Source organism: Cellulomonas sp. CW35 (assembly GCF_052378485.1).
Lineage (GTDB): Bacteria > Actinomycetota > Actinomycetes > Actinomycetales > Cellulomonadaceae > Cellulomonas > Cellulomonas uda.
In genome coordinates, this window is sequence record NZ_CP199000.1 from 188096 (window position 1) to 204481 (window position 16386).

The 16386-nt window shown below is 73.2% G+C and carries 17 protein-coding genes; 11 read left to right on the plus strand and 6 right to left on the minus strand.

Annotated features, from left to right (window positions below; genetic code table 11):
• Window positions 1-107 precede the first annotated feature (107 nt).
• Window positions 108-2030: a M3 family metallopeptidase gene (locus ACT17Q_RS00825; RefSeq protein ID WP_444664046.1), complete on the minus strand. Its 1923-nt coding sequence runs from the start codon at window positions 2028-2030 to the stop codon at window positions 108-110.
• Window positions 2031-2214: 184 nt separating this feature from the next.
• Here ACT17Q_RS00825 and ACT17Q_RS00830 point away from each other — a divergent pair, with 184 nt between their 5' ends.
• The 8 genes from ACT17Q_RS00830 to ACT17Q_RS00865 all read left to right on the plus strand — a co-directional run bounded on the left by ACT17Q_RS00830 (window position 2215) and on the right by ACT17Q_RS00865 (window position 12091).
• The gene (locus ACT17Q_RS00830) at window positions 2215-5961 is read left to right on the plus strand and encodes a nitrate reductase subunit alpha (protein WP_444664048.1); all 3747 of its coding nucleotides are present in this window, start codon (window positions 2215-2217) and stop codon (window positions 5959-5961) included.
• Between the two features lie 13 nt (window positions 5962-5974).
• The gene (narH, locus tag ACT17Q_RS00835; protein WP_232514484.1) at window positions 5975-7720 is read left to right on the plus strand and encodes a nitrate reductase subunit beta; all 1746 of its coding nucleotides are present in this window, start codon (window positions 5975-5977) and stop codon (window positions 7718-7720) included.
• Entirely contained in the window at window positions 7717-8400 is a 684-nt protein-coding gene (gene narJ, locus ACT17Q_RS00840; protein WP_094181308.1) for a nitrate reductase molybdenum cofactor assembly chaperone, read from the plus strand. The genes narH and narJ overlap by 4 nt, the downstream gene beginning before the upstream one ends.
• The gene (gene narI / locus ACT17Q_RS00845; RefSeq protein ID WP_268534551.1) at window positions 8400-9158 is read left to right on the plus strand and encodes a respiratory nitrate reductase subunit gamma; all 759 of its coding nucleotides are present in this window, start codon (window positions 8400-8402) and stop codon (window positions 9156-9158) included. Before narJ ends, narI begins: the two co-directional genes overlap by 1 nt.
• A gap of 26 nt (window positions 9159-9184) precedes the next feature.
• The gene (locus ACT17Q_RS00850) at window positions 9185-10408 is read left to right on the plus strand and encodes an MFS transporter (RefSeq protein ID WP_444664051.1); all 1224 of its coding nucleotides are present in this window, start codon (window positions 9185-9187) and stop codon (window positions 10406-10408) included.
• A gap of 121 nt (window positions 10409-10529) precedes the next feature.
• Window positions 10530-10715, plus strand: a complete 186-nt coding sequence (locus tag ACT17Q_RS00855) for a hypothetical protein (RefSeq protein ID WP_444664053.1) — start codon at window positions 10530-10532, stop codon at window positions 10713-10715.
• Window positions 10716-10799: 84 nt separating this feature from the next.
• Window positions 10800-11303: a hypothetical protein gene (locus tag ACT17Q_RS00860; protein ID WP_094181305.1), complete on the plus strand. Its 504-nt coding sequence runs from the start codon at window positions 10800-10802 to the stop codon at window positions 11301-11303.
• Entirely contained in the window at window positions 11294-12091 is a 798-nt protein-coding gene (locus ACT17Q_RS00865; RefSeq protein WP_444664055.1) for a polysaccharide pyruvyl transferase family protein, read from the plus strand. Before ACT17Q_RS00860 ends, ACT17Q_RS00865 begins: the two co-directional genes overlap by 10 nt.
• A gap of 6 nt (window positions 12092-12097) precedes the next feature.
• Here ACT17Q_RS00865 and ACT17Q_RS00870 read toward each other — a convergent pair whose 3' ends face one another.
• From ACT17Q_RS00870 to ACT17Q_RS00890, 5 genes are all read right to left on the minus strand, one after another.
• Window positions 12098-13036 (minus strand): cation diffusion facilitator family transporter, encoded by a 939-nt coding sequence (locus ACT17Q_RS00870; protein ID WP_094181303.1) that lies wholly within the window; start codon window positions 13034-13036, stop codon window positions 12098-12100.
• An 85-nt stretch (window positions 13037-13121) separates the two neighbouring features.
• The gene (locus ACT17Q_RS00875) at window positions 13122-14081 is read right to left on the minus strand and encodes an LLM class flavin-dependent oxidoreductase (protein ID WP_268534561.1); all 960 of its coding nucleotides are present in this window, start codon (window positions 14079-14081) and stop codon (window positions 13122-13124) included.
• 18 nt (window positions 14082-14099) lie between these two features.
• The gene (locus ACT17Q_RS00880; RefSeq protein WP_268534563.1) at window positions 14100-14426 is read right to left on the minus strand and encodes a hypothetical protein; all 327 of its coding nucleotides are present in this window, start codon (window positions 14424-14426) and stop codon (window positions 14100-14102) included.
• A 73-nt stretch (window positions 14427-14499) separates the two neighbouring features.
• Window positions 14500-14820, minus strand: a complete 321-nt coding sequence (locus ACT17Q_RS00885; RefSeq protein WP_268534566.1) for a hypothetical protein — start codon at window positions 14818-14820, stop codon at window positions 14500-14502.
• Entirely contained in the window at window positions 14817-15119 is a 303-nt protein-coding gene (locus tag ACT17Q_RS00890; RefSeq protein WP_444664058.1) for a hypothetical protein, read from the minus strand. The genes ACT17Q_RS00885 and ACT17Q_RS00890 overlap by 4 nt, the downstream gene beginning before the upstream one ends.
• Here ACT17Q_RS00890 and ACT17Q_RS00895 point away from each other — a divergent pair.
• The 3 genes from ACT17Q_RS00895 to ACT17Q_RS00905 are packed head-to-tail and all read left to right on the plus strand — an operon-like array spanning window position 15118 to window position 16270.
• Window positions 15118-15447 carry a sulfurtransferase TusA family protein gene (locus ACT17Q_RS00895; RefSeq protein WP_444664060.1) on the plus strand — a complete coding sequence of 110 codons (330 nt, stop codon included), beginning with the start codon at window positions 15118-15120 and terminating at the stop codon, window positions 15445-15447. The two genes, ACT17Q_RS00890 and ACT17Q_RS00895, sit on opposite strands and share 2 nt — an antisense overlap.
• Window positions 15444-15917 (plus strand): fluoride efflux transporter FluC, encoded by a 474-nt coding sequence (locus tag ACT17Q_RS00900; protein ID WP_444664062.1) that lies wholly within the window; start codon window positions 15444-15446, stop codon window positions 15915-15917. Before ACT17Q_RS00895 ends, ACT17Q_RS00900 begins: the two co-directional genes overlap by 4 nt.
• Window positions 15914-16270 carry a fluoride efflux transporter FluC gene (locus ACT17Q_RS00905; protein WP_444664064.1) on the plus strand — a complete coding sequence of 119 codons (357 nt, stop codon included), beginning with the start codon at window positions 15914-15916 and terminating at the stop codon, window positions 16268-16270. Before ACT17Q_RS00900 ends, ACT17Q_RS00905 begins: the two co-directional genes overlap by 4 nt.
• Window positions 16271-16386 lie beyond the last annotated feature (116 nt).

Consider the following 16386-nt stretch of genomic DNA (forward strand, 5'->3'; position numbering starts at 1 on the left):
CGTCGGGCGTCTCCAGGTGGGTCGCGCCTTCGTCGGTGAGTCGTGCGGATGACTGCGCGACCTACCGAGAGATGCGCGACCCACCTGGGGAGGCGCGAGCGGCGGGGTCAGGGGGTGGTGGGGGTGAGCCAGGACTCGAAGGGGTCGAAGGAGCGGGGGCGGGACAGGAAGTCCTCGACCAGGTCCGCGGCGTCGCGGCTGCCGCCCGGCGCGAGGACCAGGTCCCGGTAGCGGCGGCCCACGGCCTCGTCCATCAGCGCGCCGTCGAACGCGGTGAGCAGGTCCTTCGCGATCACGAGCGACCACAGGTACGTGTAGTACGCCGAGCCGTACCCGTCGAGGTGCCCGAAGCCCGTGAACTGGTGGGTGTCCGGCAGCGACGCGTACGGGCCGAACCGCTCGTCGACCTGCGCGGTGAACGCGTCGAGGTCCTCCGGCGGTGTGGCGTGCAGGCCGTAGGACAGCGCGGTGAAGTTGAGCTGACGGCGGGTCCACGCACCGCGGCCGAACCGGTCGGCGCGGTTCATCCGCGCGACGAGCGACGCGGGGATCGGGGTGCCGTCGTCGTCGGTCGCGAACGACGCGAGCACGTCCGCGTCCCACGCCCACTCCTCGAGCAGCTGCGACGGCGCCTCGACGAAGTCCCACTCGGTCGCGACGCCCGTGAACGCGGCGTACCGCTGGTGGCCGCCGACGATCTCGTGGACCAGGTGGCCGAACTCGTGGAAGAAGGTGCACACGTCGTCGTGCTCCATGCTCCCGGTGGGGAAGTTGCACACCAGCACGCCCTCGGGCAGGCGTGAGTCCCGCGCCCCCGGCACGAGCGTGAACTGCGCGGCGTGGTTGAACTTGCCCGCGCGGGGGTGCATGTCGAGGTAGAAGCGGCCGAGCAGCGACTCGTCGGCGTCCACGGACCGCACGTCGTACACCTCGACCGACCCGTGCCAGGACGGTGCGTCGACGCGCGTGAACGCCAGCCCGAGCAGGCGGCCGACGGTCGCCATGACGCCGTCGCGGACCTTGTCGTAGCGGAAGTACCGGCGCACCTCCTGCGCGTCCACGTCGTACGTCTCACGGCGCACGACCTGGTCGTAGTACAGCGAGTCCGCGGGGGTCACCGCGGCGGCGGACGGGTCGTCGGCGCGCAGGCGCTCGAGCAGGACCGCGACGTCGCGCGCGGCGGGCTCGGCGGTGAGGGCGTCGAGCCGCTCCACGAACTCGGCGACCGCCGCGCCGGAGCCGATCATCTTGACCTCGGCGTCGTACGTCGGCCAGTCCGGGTAGCCGAGCAGGTGCGCGCGCTCGTCGCGCAGGCGCAGCAGCTCGGCGAGCACGGGCTCGTTGTCCGGGTACGCGATGCGCAGGTACTCGGTGGTCAGGGCGCGGCGCACCGACGCGTCGTGCGCGTACGTCCGCACCGGGATGAGGTCGGGGTACTCGGTGGTGAGCGTGATCAGCCCGTCGTCGTCGGCGGGACGGGCGGCGACGAAGTCCTCGGGCAGCCCCGCGAGCTGCTCGGGTCGCACCCGGATCGAGCGCGCGCCCTCCCGGATGTTGCGTGCGAACTCCAGCCCGAGCTCGGTGCAGCGCTGCGCGAGCGCTCGCAGCCGCTCGCGCTCCTCGGCGGAGCGGTCGACGCCCGCGCGGCGGAAGTCGCGCAGCACGTGCGCGTGCAGGCGGACCGAGTCGTCGTCGAGGCCCGCCGGGTCGGTCGCGCTGAACGCCTCGAACAGCGCACGGTCGAGGCCGCGCTCGGTCGCCAGGTCCTCGGCGGCCTGCGCGCGCGCCTCGGCGGCCTCGCGCAGCTCGGCGGCGGGGTGCACCTCGGCGAGGAGGTGGGCGGCGGCGGAGGCCCGCGCGAGCGCGTCGTCGGACGCGTTCCACAGGGCGAGCACCTCGGCGGCGGTGCGCGGTGAGCCGTCCTTGAGCGTCGCGAGGTGCGTGCGCGCCTCGTCGAGCGCACCGTCGACGGTCGTCGTGAGGAACGACGCCCAGCCGGCGTCGTCGGAGGGCAGCGTCGTGGGCGTCATGGCGGCAACGTACCCGCGGGCCGCGCGTCTGCCCACGCGTGTGCGGCGGGCATCGCCACGGTCGCGCCGGACGGCCCGGGCGCGCACCGTCCCACCCCGGCGTGGGCGACCCGTTCCGAACGCGGTGCTTTTCCACGGTGCGTCCCGGGTGGTGCGGATCACACCGATTACTACATTCGAACCCATGGCAGAGCCGCACACCCCTGGCCTCGACGGACCGGCGTCCGACGTGCTGCTGCGCGCCGGCCGGTTCTTCTCGCGCTGGGACGAGACCGACGACGGCCGGGCCGTGTTCCGCGAGGGCGGACGACGCGGCGACGTGTTCTACCGGGACCGCTGGCGCCACGACAAGGTGGTCAGGTCCACGCACGGCGTGAACTGCACGGGCTCGTGCTCGTGGAAGGTCTACGTCAAGGACGGGATCATCACGTGGGAGGCGCAGCAGACCGACTACCCGTCGGTCGGGCCGGACCGCCCCGAGTACGAGCCGCGCGGCTGCCCGCGCGGCGCCGCGTTCTCCTGGTACACGTACTCGCCGACGCGCGTGCGCTACCCCTACGCGCGCGGTGTGCTCGTCGAGATGTACCGCGAGGCGAAGGCGCGCCTGGGCGACCCGGTCGAGGCGTGGGCGCAGATCACGGGCGACCCGGACAGGCGCCGCCGCTACCAGCAGGCCCGCGGCAAGGGCGGCCTGGTGCGCGTGAGCTGGGACGAGGCGGTCGAGATGGTGGCCGCCGCGCACGTGCACACGATCAAGACGTACGGACCCGACCGGTGCGCGGGGTTCTCGCCGATCCCCGCGATGTCGATGGTGTCGCACGCGGTGGGCACGCGGTTCATCCAGCTCATCGGCGGCGTCATGACGAGCTTCTACGACTGGTACGCGGACCTCCCGGTCGCCTCCCCGCAGATGTTCGGCGACCAGACGGACGTCCCCGAGTCGGGTGACTGGTGGGACGCGACGTACCTCATGATGTGGGGCTCGAACGTGCCGGTCACCCGCACGCCCGACGCGCACTGGATGGCGGAGGTGCGCTACCGCGGCACCAAGGTCGTCTCCGTCTCGCCGGACTACGCGGACAACACGAAGTTCGCCGACGAGTGGCTGCCGGCCGCGGCCGGCACGGACGGCGCGCTCGCGATGGCGATGGGTCACGTGGTGCTGCGGGAGTACCTCGTCGACCGTCAGGTGCCGTTCTTCCGCGACTACGTCTCGCGCTACACCGACCTGCCGTTCCTGGTGACGCTCGAGGAGCGTGACGGCGCGTACGTCCCGGGCCGGTTCCTGCGCGCCACGGACCTGTCCGACGAGCACGCGACCGACCCGGTGACCGCGCCCGACGCGGAGGGCGCGGCGTGGCAGACCGTGCTGCTGGACGCGACCACCGGGCGGCCGGTCGTGCCCAACGGCTCGCTGGGCTTCCGCTACACGGACTCCGGCGAGGGCCGGTGGAACCTCGACCTCGAGGGCGTCACGCCCGCGCTGAGCATCCGCGACGCGGCCTCGTCGGACGCAGGCTCGTCGCAGACCGCCGTCGAGGTGCTGCTGCCCCGGTTCGACGACCCCGGCGGCGCGGGCGCGGTGCAGCGCCGCGGCGTGCCGGTGACGCGCGTGGACGGCCACCTGGTCACGACGGTGTACGACCTGACGCTCGCGCACTACGGCGTGGGCCGCGACGGTCTGCCGGGCGAGTGGCCCGCGGGCTACGACGACCCGACGCAGGGCTGCACGCCCGCGTGGCAGGAGCAGCACACGTCGGTCCCGGCGGACGCGTGCACCCGCATCGCGCGCGAGTTCGCGACGAACGCCGAGAAGTCGGGCGGCCGCTCGATGATCATCATGGGCGCGGGCGTCTGCCAGTGGTTCCACGGTGACGCGACGTACCGCGCGATCCTCGCGCTGCTGGCGTTCACGGGCTGCTTCGGTCGCAACGGCGGCGGGTGGGCGCACTACGTGGGCCAGGAGAAGTGCCGCCCGCTGACGGGGTGGATCTCGCTCGCGAACGCGCTGGACTGGTCGCGCCCGCCGCGCACGATGACGGGCACGTCGTACTGGTACATGCACACCGACCAGTGGCGGTTCGACGGGTACGCGGCCGACGAGCTCGCGTGGCCGATGGCGGACGGCCACCTGACGGGCATGCACACCGCGGACACGATCGCCGCGTCGGCGCGCGCCGGCTGGATGCCGTTCTACCCGCAGTTCGACCGCAACCCGCTGGACCTGGCCGACGAGGCGCGCGCGGCCACCGAGCAGGGCGCGGCGCCGGACCCGGCGGCGCACGTCGCGGGGCAGCTCAAGGACGGTGCGCTGCGGTTCGCGGTGGAGGACGTCGACGCGCCGGAGAACTGGCCGCGGACGCTGGTGCTGTGGCGCTCGAACCTGCTGGGCTCGAGCGCGAAGGGTGACGAGTACTTCCTGAAGTACCTGCTGGGCACGCACTCGAACGTCGCGGCGCCGGAGCCGACGGCGCGGCCGAGCGACGTGACGTGGCGTGACGACATCCCGGAGGGCAAGCTCGACCTGCTGGTCAGCGCGGACTTCCGGATGACGTCGACGACGATGCTCTCGGACGTCGTGCTGCCGGCCGCGACCTGGTACGAGAAGCACGACCTGTCCTCGACGGACATGCACCCGTTCGTGCACGCGTTCTCCCCGGCGATCGACCCGCCGTGGGAGGCGCGCAGCGACTTCGACGCGTTCCACCTGGTGGCGCGCCGGTTCTCGGAGCTGGCGCGTACGCACCTGGGGGTGCGGCACGACCTGGTGAGCGTGCCGATGCAGCACGACACCCCGGGCGAGGCGCCGCGGGACGGCGGGATCGGCGGGGACTGGCGGCGGGGGGACGCGCCCGCGGTGCCGGGCGTGACGATGCCGGTGCTCCAGGTGGTCGAGCGCGACTACACGGCGATCGCGGACAAGCTCGGGTCGCTGGGCCCGCTGGCGTCCACGCTGGGCTTCACGGTGAAGAACGTGACGTTCCGGCTCGAGCACGAGGTGGAGCGGCTGGCCCGTGCGAACGGCGTGATGCTCGGCGGTGCGGGTGACGGACGCCCGGCGCTGGACACGGACGTCAAGCTCGCGGAGGCGATCCTGGCGCTGTCCGGGACGACGAACGGCGAGCTCGCGACGCAGGGCTTCCGCTCGCTCGAGCGGCGGGTCGGCAAGGAGCTGCACGACCTCGCGGAGGGCTCGGAGGAGAAGCGGATCACGTTCCCCGACACGCAGGCGCGGCCGGTGCCGGTCATCACGTCGCCGGAGTGGTCGGGCTCGGAGACGGGCGGGCGGCGGTACGCGCCGTTCACGCTCAACGTGGAGCGGCTCAAGCCGTGGCACACGCTCACGGGCCGCATGCACCTGTTCCTCGACCACGGCTGGATGAAGGACCTGGGCGAGGCTCTGCCGATCTACCGCCCGCCGCTGGACCTGCACCGCCTGCTGGGCGAGCCGGAGCTCGGCCCGGACGGGTCGAAGCAGGTGACGGTGCGGTTCCTGACGCCGCACAACAAGTGGTCGATCCACTCGGAGTACCAGGACAACCTGCTGATGCTCTCGTTGTCCCGCGGTGGCCCGACGTGCTGGATGAGCCCCGCGGACGCCGACGCGATCGGCGCGAAGGACAACGAGTGGGTGGAGTGCTCGAACGCGAACGGCATCTACGTCGCGCGGGCGATCGTCTCGCACCGCATGCCGGAGGGCGTGGTGTTCGTGCACCACGCGCAGGAGCGCACGATCGACGTCCCGAAGACGGAGAAGACGCGCCGGCGCGGCGGCATCCACAACTCGGTGACCCGGCTGCTGGTCAAGCCGACGCACCTGATCGGGGGGTACGCGCAGCTGTCGTACGCGTTCAACTACCTCGGTCCGACGGGCAACCAGCGGGACATCGTCGCGACGATCCGTCGTCGTTCGCAGGACGTCGAGTACTGAGGAGGACGACGACATGCGCGTGATGGCCCAGGTCGCCATGGTGATGAACCTCGACAAGTGCATCGGGTGCCACACCTGCTCGGTGACGTGCAAGCAGGCGTGGACGAACCGTGCCGGCGTCGAGTACGTGTGGTTCAACAACGTCGAGACCCGCCCCGGGCAGGGGTACCCGCGCCGGTACGAGGACCAGGACCGCTGGCGCGGCGGGTGGACGCTCAACAAGCGCGGACGTCTGACGCTGCGCACGGGCTCGCGCGGCAGGCGCCTGCTGTCGATCTTCGCCTCGCCCGTGCAGCCCGAGCTGAACGACTACTACGAGCCGTGGACGTACGACTACGAGCGTCTGGTCGAGGCGCCGCTGGGCGACGACTTCCCCGTGGCGCGGCCGAAGTCGTTGATCACGGGCGAGGACACCAAGATCACGTGGTCGGCCAACTGGGACGACAACCTGGGCGGCACGCACGAGATGGGCCACCTCGACCCGATCGTCGAGAAGGTGCGGCGCGAGTCGGAGGACAAGATCCGCTTCGAGCTCGAGCGGACGTTCATGTTCTACCTGCCGCGCATCTGCGAGCACTGCCTCAACCCGTCGTGCATGGCGTCGTGCCCGTCGGGTGCGATCTACAAGCGCGCCGAGGACGGCATCGTGCTCGTCGACCAGGACCGCTGCCGCGGCTGGCGCCAGTGCGTCACGGGCTGCCCGTACAAGAAGATCTACTTCAACCACAAGACCGGCAAGGCCGAGAAGTGCACGTTCTGCTACCCGCGGCTCGAGGTCGGTCTGCCGACGGTGTGCGCGGAGACGTGCGTGGGCCGGCTGCGGTACATCGGGGTGTTCCTGTACGACGCGGACCGCGTGACGCAGGCCGCGTCGGTGCCCGACGAGAAGGACCTGTACGAGGCGCAGCTCGACCTGATGCTCGACCCGCAGGACCCCGCGGTCGTCGCGGCGGCGCGCGAGCAGGGCATCCCGGCGGACTGGATCGACGCGGCGCGGCGCAGCCCGGTGTACGCGCTCGCCAAGACGTACCGCGTGGCGCTGCCGCTGCACCCCGAGTACCGCACGATGCCGATGGTCTGGTACGTCCCGCCGCTGTCGCCGGTGGTGGACCTGCTGCGTGAGCAGGGGCACGACGCCGAGGACCCGGGCACCCTGTTCGGCGCGATCGAGGCGCTGCGCATCCCGGTGGAGTACCTCGCGGAGCTGTTCACGGCGGGCGACACCGAGGTCGTCACGGGCGTGCTCCGGCGCCTCGCGGCGATGCGGTCCTACCTGCGCGGCATCACGCTCGACGAGGGTGCCGACGAGTCGATCCCGAACGCGGTGGGCATGACCGGGCAGGCGATGTACGCGATGTACCGGCTGCTCGCGATCGCGAAGTACGACGAGCGCTACGTCATCCCCAAGGCGCACGAGGAGCGCGGCCACGAGCTGGAGGAGCTGGGCTGCTCGCTCGACTACGACGAGGGCCCGGGCATGTACGAGTCGGCGGCGTTCGGCGAGGCGTCGGGCCGGCCGGTCCCGGTCGCGGTCGAGACGTTCCACGCGCTGCGCCAGCGCCAGACGTCGGAGGGCATCGCGCCGTCCGACGAGATGCGCGGCCGGGTCAACCTCCTGAACTGGGACGGCGTCGGGACCCCGCCCGGGCTGTTCCCCCGCAAGGACGGACCGCCGGAGAGCGCCGACGAGGCCATCGCCACCGAGGGTCGCGACGACCCGACGGACCACCCGGTGCGCGACGAGGAGGACGCGCGATGAGGCTGCGCACCCGCCGCTCGTCGGCCACGTCGACGAGCGCGCTCCCGGGCGCGGCCACGCGCGTCGTGCACCAGGTGGCGTCCTGGTGCCTCGCGTACCCGGACGAGGCGCTCGTCGAGCGCCTGCCGCTGCTCGCCGCCGCGGTCGACGAGCTGGGCGGCGGGCGGGCGCGCGACGGGTTGCGCACGTTCCTGGACCACGCGACCACGACGCCCCTGCCGCGCCTGCAGTCGGACTACGTGCACCTGTTCGACCTGTCCCGCAAGCAGGCCCTGTACCTGTCGTACTGGACGGACGGCGACACGCGCCGTCGCGGTGAGGTGCTCGCCGCGTTCAAGGAGCGCTACCGCGCGTCGGGCTTCCTGGTGGACACCCGCGGGGAGCTGCCCGACCACCTGCCGCTCGTGCTGGAGTACGCGGCGCTCGCGGACCCCGACGACGGTGCGGCGCTGCTGCAGGAGTACCGCGCGAGCCTCGAGCTCACCCGGTTCGCGCTGATCGAGGCGGGCACGCCGTACGCGGGCCTGCTCGAGGCGGTGTGCGCCACGCTGCCCGGCCCGTCGCCCGCCGACAAGGCGGCCGTGCACCGCATGGCGTCGGCGGGCCCACCCACCGAGAGCGTCGGTCTCGACGCGGCCGACCCGCGGCTGCTGCCGCTCACCGAGTCCGGGAGGTCCTGATGGACGTCGTCCTGTGGGGTGTGCTGCCCTACCTCGTCGTCGTGACGTTCGTCGGCGGCCTCGTCTGGCGGTACCGGTACGACCAGTTCGGCTGGACCACGCGCTCCTCGCAGCTGTACGAGTCGCGGCTGCTGCGCATCGGCTCGCCCCTGTTCCACTTCGGTCTGCTGTTCGTGATCGTCGGGCACGCGGTCGGCCTGCTGATCCCCGAGTCGTGGACGGACGCGGTGGGCGTCGACCAGGAGACGTACCACGCCGGTGCGCTGTGGATCGGGTCGGTCGCGGGGATCTGCACGCTCACCGGCATCGTGATCCTCATCGTGCGGCGTCGGCGCACCGGTCCGGTCTTCATGGCGACGACGCGCAACGACAAGCTCATGTACGCGGCGTTGGTGTTCGCGATCTGCACGGGGCTCGCGACGACCGTGATCGCCTTCTCCCAGGGCCACGACACGCACGATTACCGCACGTCCGTCTCGGTGTGGTTCCGCTCGCTGTTCACGCTGCGACCCGACGTCGACGCCATGGCCGGCGCGTCGCTGCAGTTCCACGTGCACGTGCTGCTCGGGCTCGCGCTGATCCTGCTGTTCCCGTTCACACGGCTCGTGCACGCGTTCACCGCACCCCTGCACTACCTGTTCCGCCCGTACGTGGTCTACCGCAGCCGTGACCGCCGTCCCACGCCCGGTGCGTCCGCGCCGCGGCGCGGGTGGGACCCCGTCGGCACGCGCGACCGCGACACCTCCACCCACCGCTGACGACCCCTGCGACCGGGAGCCGGCTCATGAGCACCTCGACGACGAGCGCCGCCACCACCGCGACCACCCAGGGCCGCGCGCGCAACCTCGCGCTCGCGACCTGGGCGTTCGCCATCACGTTCTGGGCCTGGGCGGTCGTCGGACCGCTCGCGGTCCGGTACACCGAGCAGCTCGGGCTCTCGGCGAGCCAGAAGTCGCTGCTCGTCGCGACGCCCGTGCTCGTGGGTGCGGTGGGGCGGATCCCGGTCGGGGCGCTCACCGACCGCTACGGCGGGCGCGTCATGCTCTCGGTGCTGTGCGTCGCGTCGGTGCCGCCCGTGCTGCTCGTCGCGTGGGCCGGTGAGCGCGAGTCCTACGCGCTGCTGCTCGTGTTCGGCTTCCTGCTCGGCATCGCGGGCACGTCGTTCGCGGCGGGCGTGCCCTTCGTCAACGCCTGGTACGAGCCCGCGCGGCGCGGCTTCGCGACGGGCGTGTTCGGTGCGGGCATGGGCGGCACGGCGCTGTCGGCGTTCTTCACGCCGCGGTTCGTCGAGTGGTTCGGGTACGTCACCGCGCACGTGATCCTCGCGGTCGCGCTCGCGGTCACGGGCGCGGTGGTCTGGCTGCTCGCGCGGGACGCGCCGGGCTGGACCCCCAGCACGCAGGCGGTCCTGCCGAAGCTCGCGGCGGCCGTGCGGCTCGGTGTCACGTGGCAGATGTCGTTCTTGTACGCCGTGACGTTCGGCGGGTTCGTCGCGTTCTCCACCTACCTGCCGACGTACCTCAAGGACGTCTACGACTTCGACCTCGCGGGCGCGGGCACGCGGACCGCGGGGTTCGCGATCGCGGCCGTGGTCGCCCGCCCGATCGGCGGGGTGCTCTCGGACCGCACGCACCCCAAGCTCGTCGTCGTCACGTCCCTCGCGGGTGCCGCCGCGTGCGCGGTCGTCATGGCGCTGAAGCCCGCCCCGGAGATCCCCGCGGGTGCCGTCATCGTCCTCATGGCGTTCTTCCTGGGCCTCGGTGCGGGTGGCGTGTTCGCGTGGGTCGCACGGCGGGCACCCGCCGACCGCGTCGGTGCGGTCACGGGCGTCGTCGGCGCCGCCGGCGGGCTGGGCGGGTACTTCCCGCCGCTCGTGATGGGGGCGACGTACGACGAGGCCGCGCACTCCTACACCGTCGGGCTGGTGCTGCTCGTGCTGACCGCGCTGCTCGCGCTCGGCTACACGCTGTGGCGGCTGCCGCGCGAGGACCGCACGCCTCCGGCGTGACCTGACGCGGCTCCCGGACACCCCTCGGGGGCCGCTCGGCCGCCCGGTAGTCTGACCCCGCTCGGGCGGTCCGGGCCTCCACGGTGGACAGGAATCTCACGGCGTGCCCTCCCTACGCGCGATGCGCAACCTTCACTTCGTCGGTCGACGGACGGACTCCGACCGCGTCGGCTGGTTGCGGGAGCTGACGGCCGGCGCGGGCCAGAGCAACGTCTTCAACGTCTCGGTGGTCCGCATCGGCTCGCGGCTGCACGTCGCGTGGCGTGCGCTGCCGCACCCCGAGGCGCAGCGGCCGTTCCGCTCCTAATACACGTCGGTCGACCTGGACGGCTCGAACCCGGCCGAGATCGTCGACCTCACCGCGCACGGCGCCGCGCACGGCGTCACGGTCGTGGCCGACCCCAAGCTGTTCGTCGTGAGCGGCCGTGCGTACGTCACGTTCAACACCGGCTCGGTCAAGGGCGAGGCGAAGAACGACATCTACGTCATGCGCGTCGCGCCCGAGCTGTGCCCGCCGCAGCGCTGCGTCGTGCACAAGCGCCCCCGGCAGGAGAAGAACTGGGTGTTCTTCGTGCACCCCGACGGCGGGATCGGCGTGGTCTACCAGGTCGAGCCGCTCATCCTGCTCAAGCACACGGGCCGCCTGCTCTACATGGGCCGCCCCGCGACGTTCACCGACCTGGGCCGGCCCGAGGCGACGGTCCGCCTGGGCCGCCGCCGGTTCGTCCACTCGTGGTCGTCGCTGCTCCCGCACCGCCGCCGGCACAACCCGCGCCTGTTCTCCGCCACGTACTTCTCCGGCATCACCAAGGTCGGCGGCGAGTTCCTGCTCGGGTACGGCATCAACGACAAGAAGCCCGGAATCGTGAAGGCGAGCCAGAAGCTGTGGAGCTGAGGACGTTCTACTGGGACGCGACCAAGAACGGCACGAGCGCCGCGTGGCGTGCCGGCAACGCGGGGGACGTGTTCAACCGGGACCTCGCGGAGTACCTGTACGGGGCGCAGCTGCGCAACGCCGCGCACAACGGCGGCCGTCTGCTGCTCGTGGGGTCGATCGTGCACCGCGTGCTGCCGGGCGACGTCGTCTCCGGCGTCGGGCACAAGGGCTCGCCCATCCCGCTCGCGAGCGAGAACCCCGGGGTGCGGTTCCTCGGCGTGCGCGGCCCGCTGACGTTCGAGGCGGTCCGCGAGGCCGGGTACGACGTGAGCGGCATCCGCTACCAGTACGACCCGGGCCTGCTGGTGCGCGTCATGTACGCCGACCTCGTCGCGTCCGTGCCGGCCGAGCCGGGGCGCGTCGTGTTCGTGCCGCACTACCGCGAGCGCCCGCAGTACGCGGACCGCACGGACGTCGCCGTCATCGACATCGACTGCACGCCGCGCGAGCTGGTGCGCGAGATCCTGCGCGCCGAGCACGTGTACTCGTCCTCGCTGCACGGCCTGATCTTCGCGCACGCGCTGGGCCGCCCCTGCACGCTCGTCGCGCCGCTGACGCCGGAGCCCGAGCTCAAGTACCGCGACTACGTCGCGTCCGTCGGGCTGCCGTGGACGACGCCGCCGGACCTCGACGGTGCGATCCGCGCCGCCAAGCCGACCAGCCCGTTCGAGGTCGCGCTCACGCTCGACGACTTCGCGTTCCCGACGGCCGACGAGCTGCGGGCGATCGGCGCGCTCGTCGGCTGACGCCGGCTACGGGTGGCCGGGGGCCTCGTGCTCCGCGTGCGCCGCCGGCTCGATCTGGAACGTCGAGTGCTCGACCGACACGTCGAAGTGCGACGCGACGCACTCCTGCAGCGTGTCCAGGATGTGCGGCACGTGCCCTGAGGTGAAGCACGGCGCGTCGACGACGACGTGCGCGGACAGCACCGGAAGGCCGGTCGCGATGAGCGACGCGTGCAGGTCGTGCACCTCGAGCACGTGGTCCACGTCGAGCAGGTGGCGGCGCACGTCGTCGAGGTCGAGGCCCGGCGGGGTCGTCTCGAGCAGCACCGACGTCGCCTCGCGCAGGATCGTCACCGCGCGCGGCACGATCAGCGCGCCGATGAGCAGACCCGCGACCGCGTCGGCCTGCAGCCACCCGGTCGTCGCGATGACGACCGCCGCGACGATCACGCCGACCGACCCGAGCGCGTCGTTGAGGACCTCGAGGAACGCCGCGCGCAGGTTGAGGTTCGCCGAGCGGGCGCCCGCGAGCACCGCGAGCGACACGAGGTTCCCGACGAGACCGATCACGCCGAACACGACGAGCTCGCGCGCCGGGATCTCGGGCGGCTCGACCAGCCGCTGCACGCCCTCGACCAGCACGTACACGCCCACCGCGAGCAGCACCGCCGACTGCGCGAGCGCCGCGAGCACCTCCGCGCGTCGGAACCCCCACGTGCGGCGCGGCGTGGGCGGGCGGGCCGCGAGCGTCGCGGCGACGAGCGCGATCGCGAGGCCCGCCGCGTCGGTGAGCATGTGCGCGGTGTCGACGAGCAGCGCGAGCGAGCCGGTCAGCAGCGCGCCCACGGCCTGCGCGACCAGGATCGTCGCGGTGATGGCGAACGCGACCGCGAGGCGCGTGCGGTTCGCGTCCTCGTGGTGGTGGTGGTGACCGTGGCTCGCAGGCCCGGGAGCCGAGCCCGTCATGCGGCCGATGCTAGGCCGGGCCGCGACACGGCGGGAAGCCCGGGCGACGCGGGTCACACCGCCCGCGGCGCCGACCGCGGGAACGTCACACGATGCGCGCGAGCGACGTGAGCGCCGCCACCGGGTCCGGGCCCGCGGGGAACATGAGTGACGACGTCAGGCCCGCCGCGCCGAGCTCGGCGAGCCGAGCGCGCACCTGGTCCGGCGTCCCGGCGAGCGCGAGCTGCGCGACCCACGCGTCGGGCAGCGCCGCCGCGAACGCCTCGCGGGTGCCGGCGTCCGCCCGCAGACGGGCGAGGTCCTCGGCGAACGGGAGCCCGACGAGGTGCGATGCCCAGTCGGGCTCACCGATCCACTCCAGGCCGGGGCGTGCGGTGGCCAGCGCGGTCGCGGCGTCGTCGGCCACCGCCCCGACGTTGTAGCCCACGACCCGGTGCGGCCCCGCGGGCGCGGCCTGCGCGAGTGCGGCGCGCACGTACTGGGGTGTCGTCGGCTCGGCCAGGACCGTGCCCTGCGCGACCCGCCCCGCAGCCGCGAGCGACCGTGGCCCGCGGACGCCGAGCAGCACGTCCGGCACCACGTCCGGCAAGGACGACGGCTCCAGTGCGACGTCGGTGAGGCCCAGCATCTCGTCGGACACCGTCTCGCCGCGCAGCAGCGCCTGCAGTGCGCGCGTGTAGGCCGTCAGGAACGTCAGCGGCCGCGCGGGCCACACACCGGCGGACCGCATCCACCCGGGCATCCCGTGGCCGAGGCCGATCGTCACCCGGCCCCCGAAGAGCTGCGCGAGCGTCGCGGCCTCCATCGCGGTGAACGCCGCGTTGCGCACCGCGGCGGGCAGGATGCCGATGCCGACGTGGAGGTTCTCCGTGGCGGCGAGCACTGCCGCGGCCTGCGCGACCCCGCCGCGGAAGCCGAGGTCCTCGACGACCCAGAGCTCGGCGAACCCCAGCTCGTCGGCGCGGCGCGCGAACGGCAGGACGTCTGCGGCAGGCAGGTCACGGGGCAGGACGACGCCGACGGACGGCGAGAGGTGCGCGTTCATGGCCCGCATTGTGACCGTTCACACGGCGGTTGACGTGCTGCGACGCGCGAGCGTGAGGCCACCGAACAGCCCTGCGAGGCCGGCACCGGCACCGACGAGAGCGACACCCACCCAGACCAGCGGGTCAGGCCCGAGCGGACCGACCCCGTCGACCTGGTCGAGCTCGGCCACGGTGTCCCCGTCCGACACGACCGCCGACATGGGGCTGTATGCGAACCAGCCGACCGTGTACTCGGCGGCGTCCACCCGCAGGGACCACCACAGCAGGACCGCGCCGACGAGCGCGACCACCAGCCCGAACACCACCGCCGCCAGCATCGCGCGCGCCTGCCACCGATCGCTCATGCGCACAGCATGACGGAGCCCGTTCAGGTGGGGAAGGTCGGGCGCGTCCGCTCGCGCGCGAGGCACCGCGGGTTCAGCGTGTCGTGCGCGCGCTGGTCCGACTCGCGAACACCGCGCCTGCGAGCAGCCCGCCCGACGCGCCGCCCGCCGCCAGGAGCGTGATGCCCGCCGGGAGGAAGTCCCCCGGTGCCGGCTCGGGCTCGTCGGGTACCGAATCGGCCTGGGCGAGCTCGGCCCATCCCACCGAGGTCCCGCCCACGACCAGCGACGACCCCGTGACCACCTCGGTCGCCGTCGCGGCCCGCACCACGACCACCCCCGCGACCACCAGCACCGCCGCGAGCACCGCCAGCACGGCGGCGGATGCGCGAGCGCCGAGCGGCCGGGCCGTCACGACCCGGCCCGACGGACAAGGGCGACACCCGTGGCCGCGCCGACGCTCGCCGAGCCCAGCGCGACGAGCGCCGCGCCCCCCCAGAGCAGCAGAGGGTTCGCGCGCGACACCAGCCATGACCCGTCCCACGGCCCGTCGGAGCTCACGGCCACCATGCTCCCCTGCGAGTACGCGGACCAGTCGACCTCCGTCGACGTGCGCCCCCCGCTCAGGGTGAACCAGATCGACGCCGCGCCGACCGCCGCGACGACGAGCCCGGACACCACGCCTACGGCCGGCCACCTCGATCCTCGACCCATGGCGCACAGCATCGCGAAAGTCGCATGGGATGGGAAGATCTGGGCCGTGCCGGACGTGGTGGTGATCGAGGGCGGGGACCTGGGGTGCGCACGCCTGCTCGTGCTGCTGCGCGCGCGGGTCGCCGAGCTCGCCGAGGGCACGGTCGTGCACCTGTCGACGAGTGACCCCGTCGCGCCCATCGACCTGCCGGTCTGGTGCCGCATGACGGGCCACGAGTACCTGGGCACGGTCGAGGCCGCCGTGCCGACGTACGCGGTCCGGGTCACCGCCGCACCGACCGCGACCGACCCCGCCAACCCCTGGCGCCGTGCGCCGGAGGCCTCGTGACGCACCAGCCGGTCCCGTCGACGGGCGCGCGCATGAGCCGCCGGGAGCACCTGGGGCTCGTCGGGCTCGTGCTCGTCGGTGGCGCGCTCGGCACGTCCGCGCGGGCCGCGCTCGAGCACGCGCTCGCGCAGCCGACCGGGTGGCCGTGGGTCACGTTCGCGATCAACGTCGTCGGGTCGTTCGCGCTCGGGCTGCTGCTGGGCGCCCTCGCCGGACGCGGCGCCGACGAGGGCTGGCGGCGGGCCGTGCGGCTCGGCTGCGGCACCGGGGTGCTCGGCGGGTTCACCACCTACAGCACGTTCGTGCTCGAGGTGCACCGGCTGGCCGACGACGGCGAGTCGCTGCCGGCGTTCGCGTACCCGCTGGTCAGCGTGGTCGTCGGGGTGCTCGTCGCGGCGCTGGGCCTGGCCCTCGCCGACCGCGCGCACCGTCGTGCCCGGGCCCGGCGTGCGCAGGAGGGCGCGGCGTGACCGCGCTGCTGCTGGCCCTCGCGGGCGGGCTGGGGGCGGTCGCGCGGTTCGAGGTCGACTCGTTCGTCGCCCGGCGCAGCCGCCGGCTGCCGGTCCCGGCGGGCACGTTCGTCGTGAACGTGACGGCGTGCTTCCTGCTGGGCCTGGTGGCCGGGGGGCTCACGTCCGGCAGCGAGGTGGGCGAGGTGCTCGGCGTCGGCTTCCTGGGCGGCTACTCGACGTTCTCGACCGCGAGCGTCGAGGCCGCGCGCCTGCTGCGCGCCGGCCGCGCCCGCGCCGCCGTCCTGCACGCCGCCGCCATGCTCGCAGCAAGCCTCACCACCGCCTACCTAGGCCTCACCCTCACCACCTGACCCCGCCTCCCCCGCTCCACCCCCGCCCGCCCCCACCCACTCGCGCCTCCCTCGCTGGGTCGTGCGTCTGTCGGTAGGTCGCGCGGTCATCTGCGCGACCCACCGACAGATGCACG

Coding starts and splice junctions, on each gene's coding strand:
- narI (WP_268534551.1), top strand. CDS start 8,400: ATGGACGTCGTCCTGTGGGGTGTGCTGCCCTACCTCGTCGTCGTGACG.
- ACT17Q_RS00850 (WP_444664051.1), top strand. CDS start 9,185: ATGAGCACCTCGACGACGAGCGCCGCCACCACCGCGACCACCCAGGGC.
- ACT17Q_RS00895 (WP_444664060.1), top strand. CDS start 15,118: ATGGCGCACAGCATCGCGAAAGTCGCATGGGATGGGAAGATCTGGGCC.
- ACT17Q_RS00870 (WP_094181303.1), bottom strand. CDS start 13,036: ATGACGGGCTCGGCTCCCGGGCCTGCGAGCCACGGTCACCACCACCAC.
- ACT17Q_RS00875 (WP_268534561.1), bottom strand. CDS start 14,081: ATGAACGCGCACCTCTCGCCGTCCGTCGGCGTCGTCCTGCCCCGTGAC.
- ACT17Q_RS00830 (WP_444664048.1), top strand. CDS start 2,215: ATGGCAGAGCCGCACACCCCTGGCCTCGACGGACCGGCGTCCGACGTG.
- narH (WP_232514484.1), top strand. CDS start 5,975: ATGCGCGTGATGGCCCAGGTCGCCATGGTGATGAACCTCGACAAGTGC.
- ACT17Q_RS00825 (WP_444664046.1), bottom strand. CDS start 2,030: ATGACGCCCACGACGCTGCCCTCCGACGACGCCGGCTGGGCGTCGTTC.
- ACT17Q_RS00855 (WP_444664053.1), top strand. CDS start 10,530: ATGCGCAACCTTCACTTCGTCGGTCGACGGACGGACTCCGACCGCGTC.
- ACT17Q_RS00890 (WP_444664058.1), bottom strand. CDS start 15,119: ATGGGTCGAGGATCGAGGTGGCCGGCCGTAGGCGTGGTGTCCGGGCTC.
- narJ (WP_094181308.1), top strand. CDS start 7,717: ATGAGGCTGCGCACCCGCCGCTCGTCGGCCACGTCGACGAGCGCGCTC.
- ACT17Q_RS00880 (WP_268534563.1), bottom strand. CDS start 14,426: ATGAGCGATCGGTGGCAGGCGCGCGCGATGCTGGCGGCGGTGGTGTTC.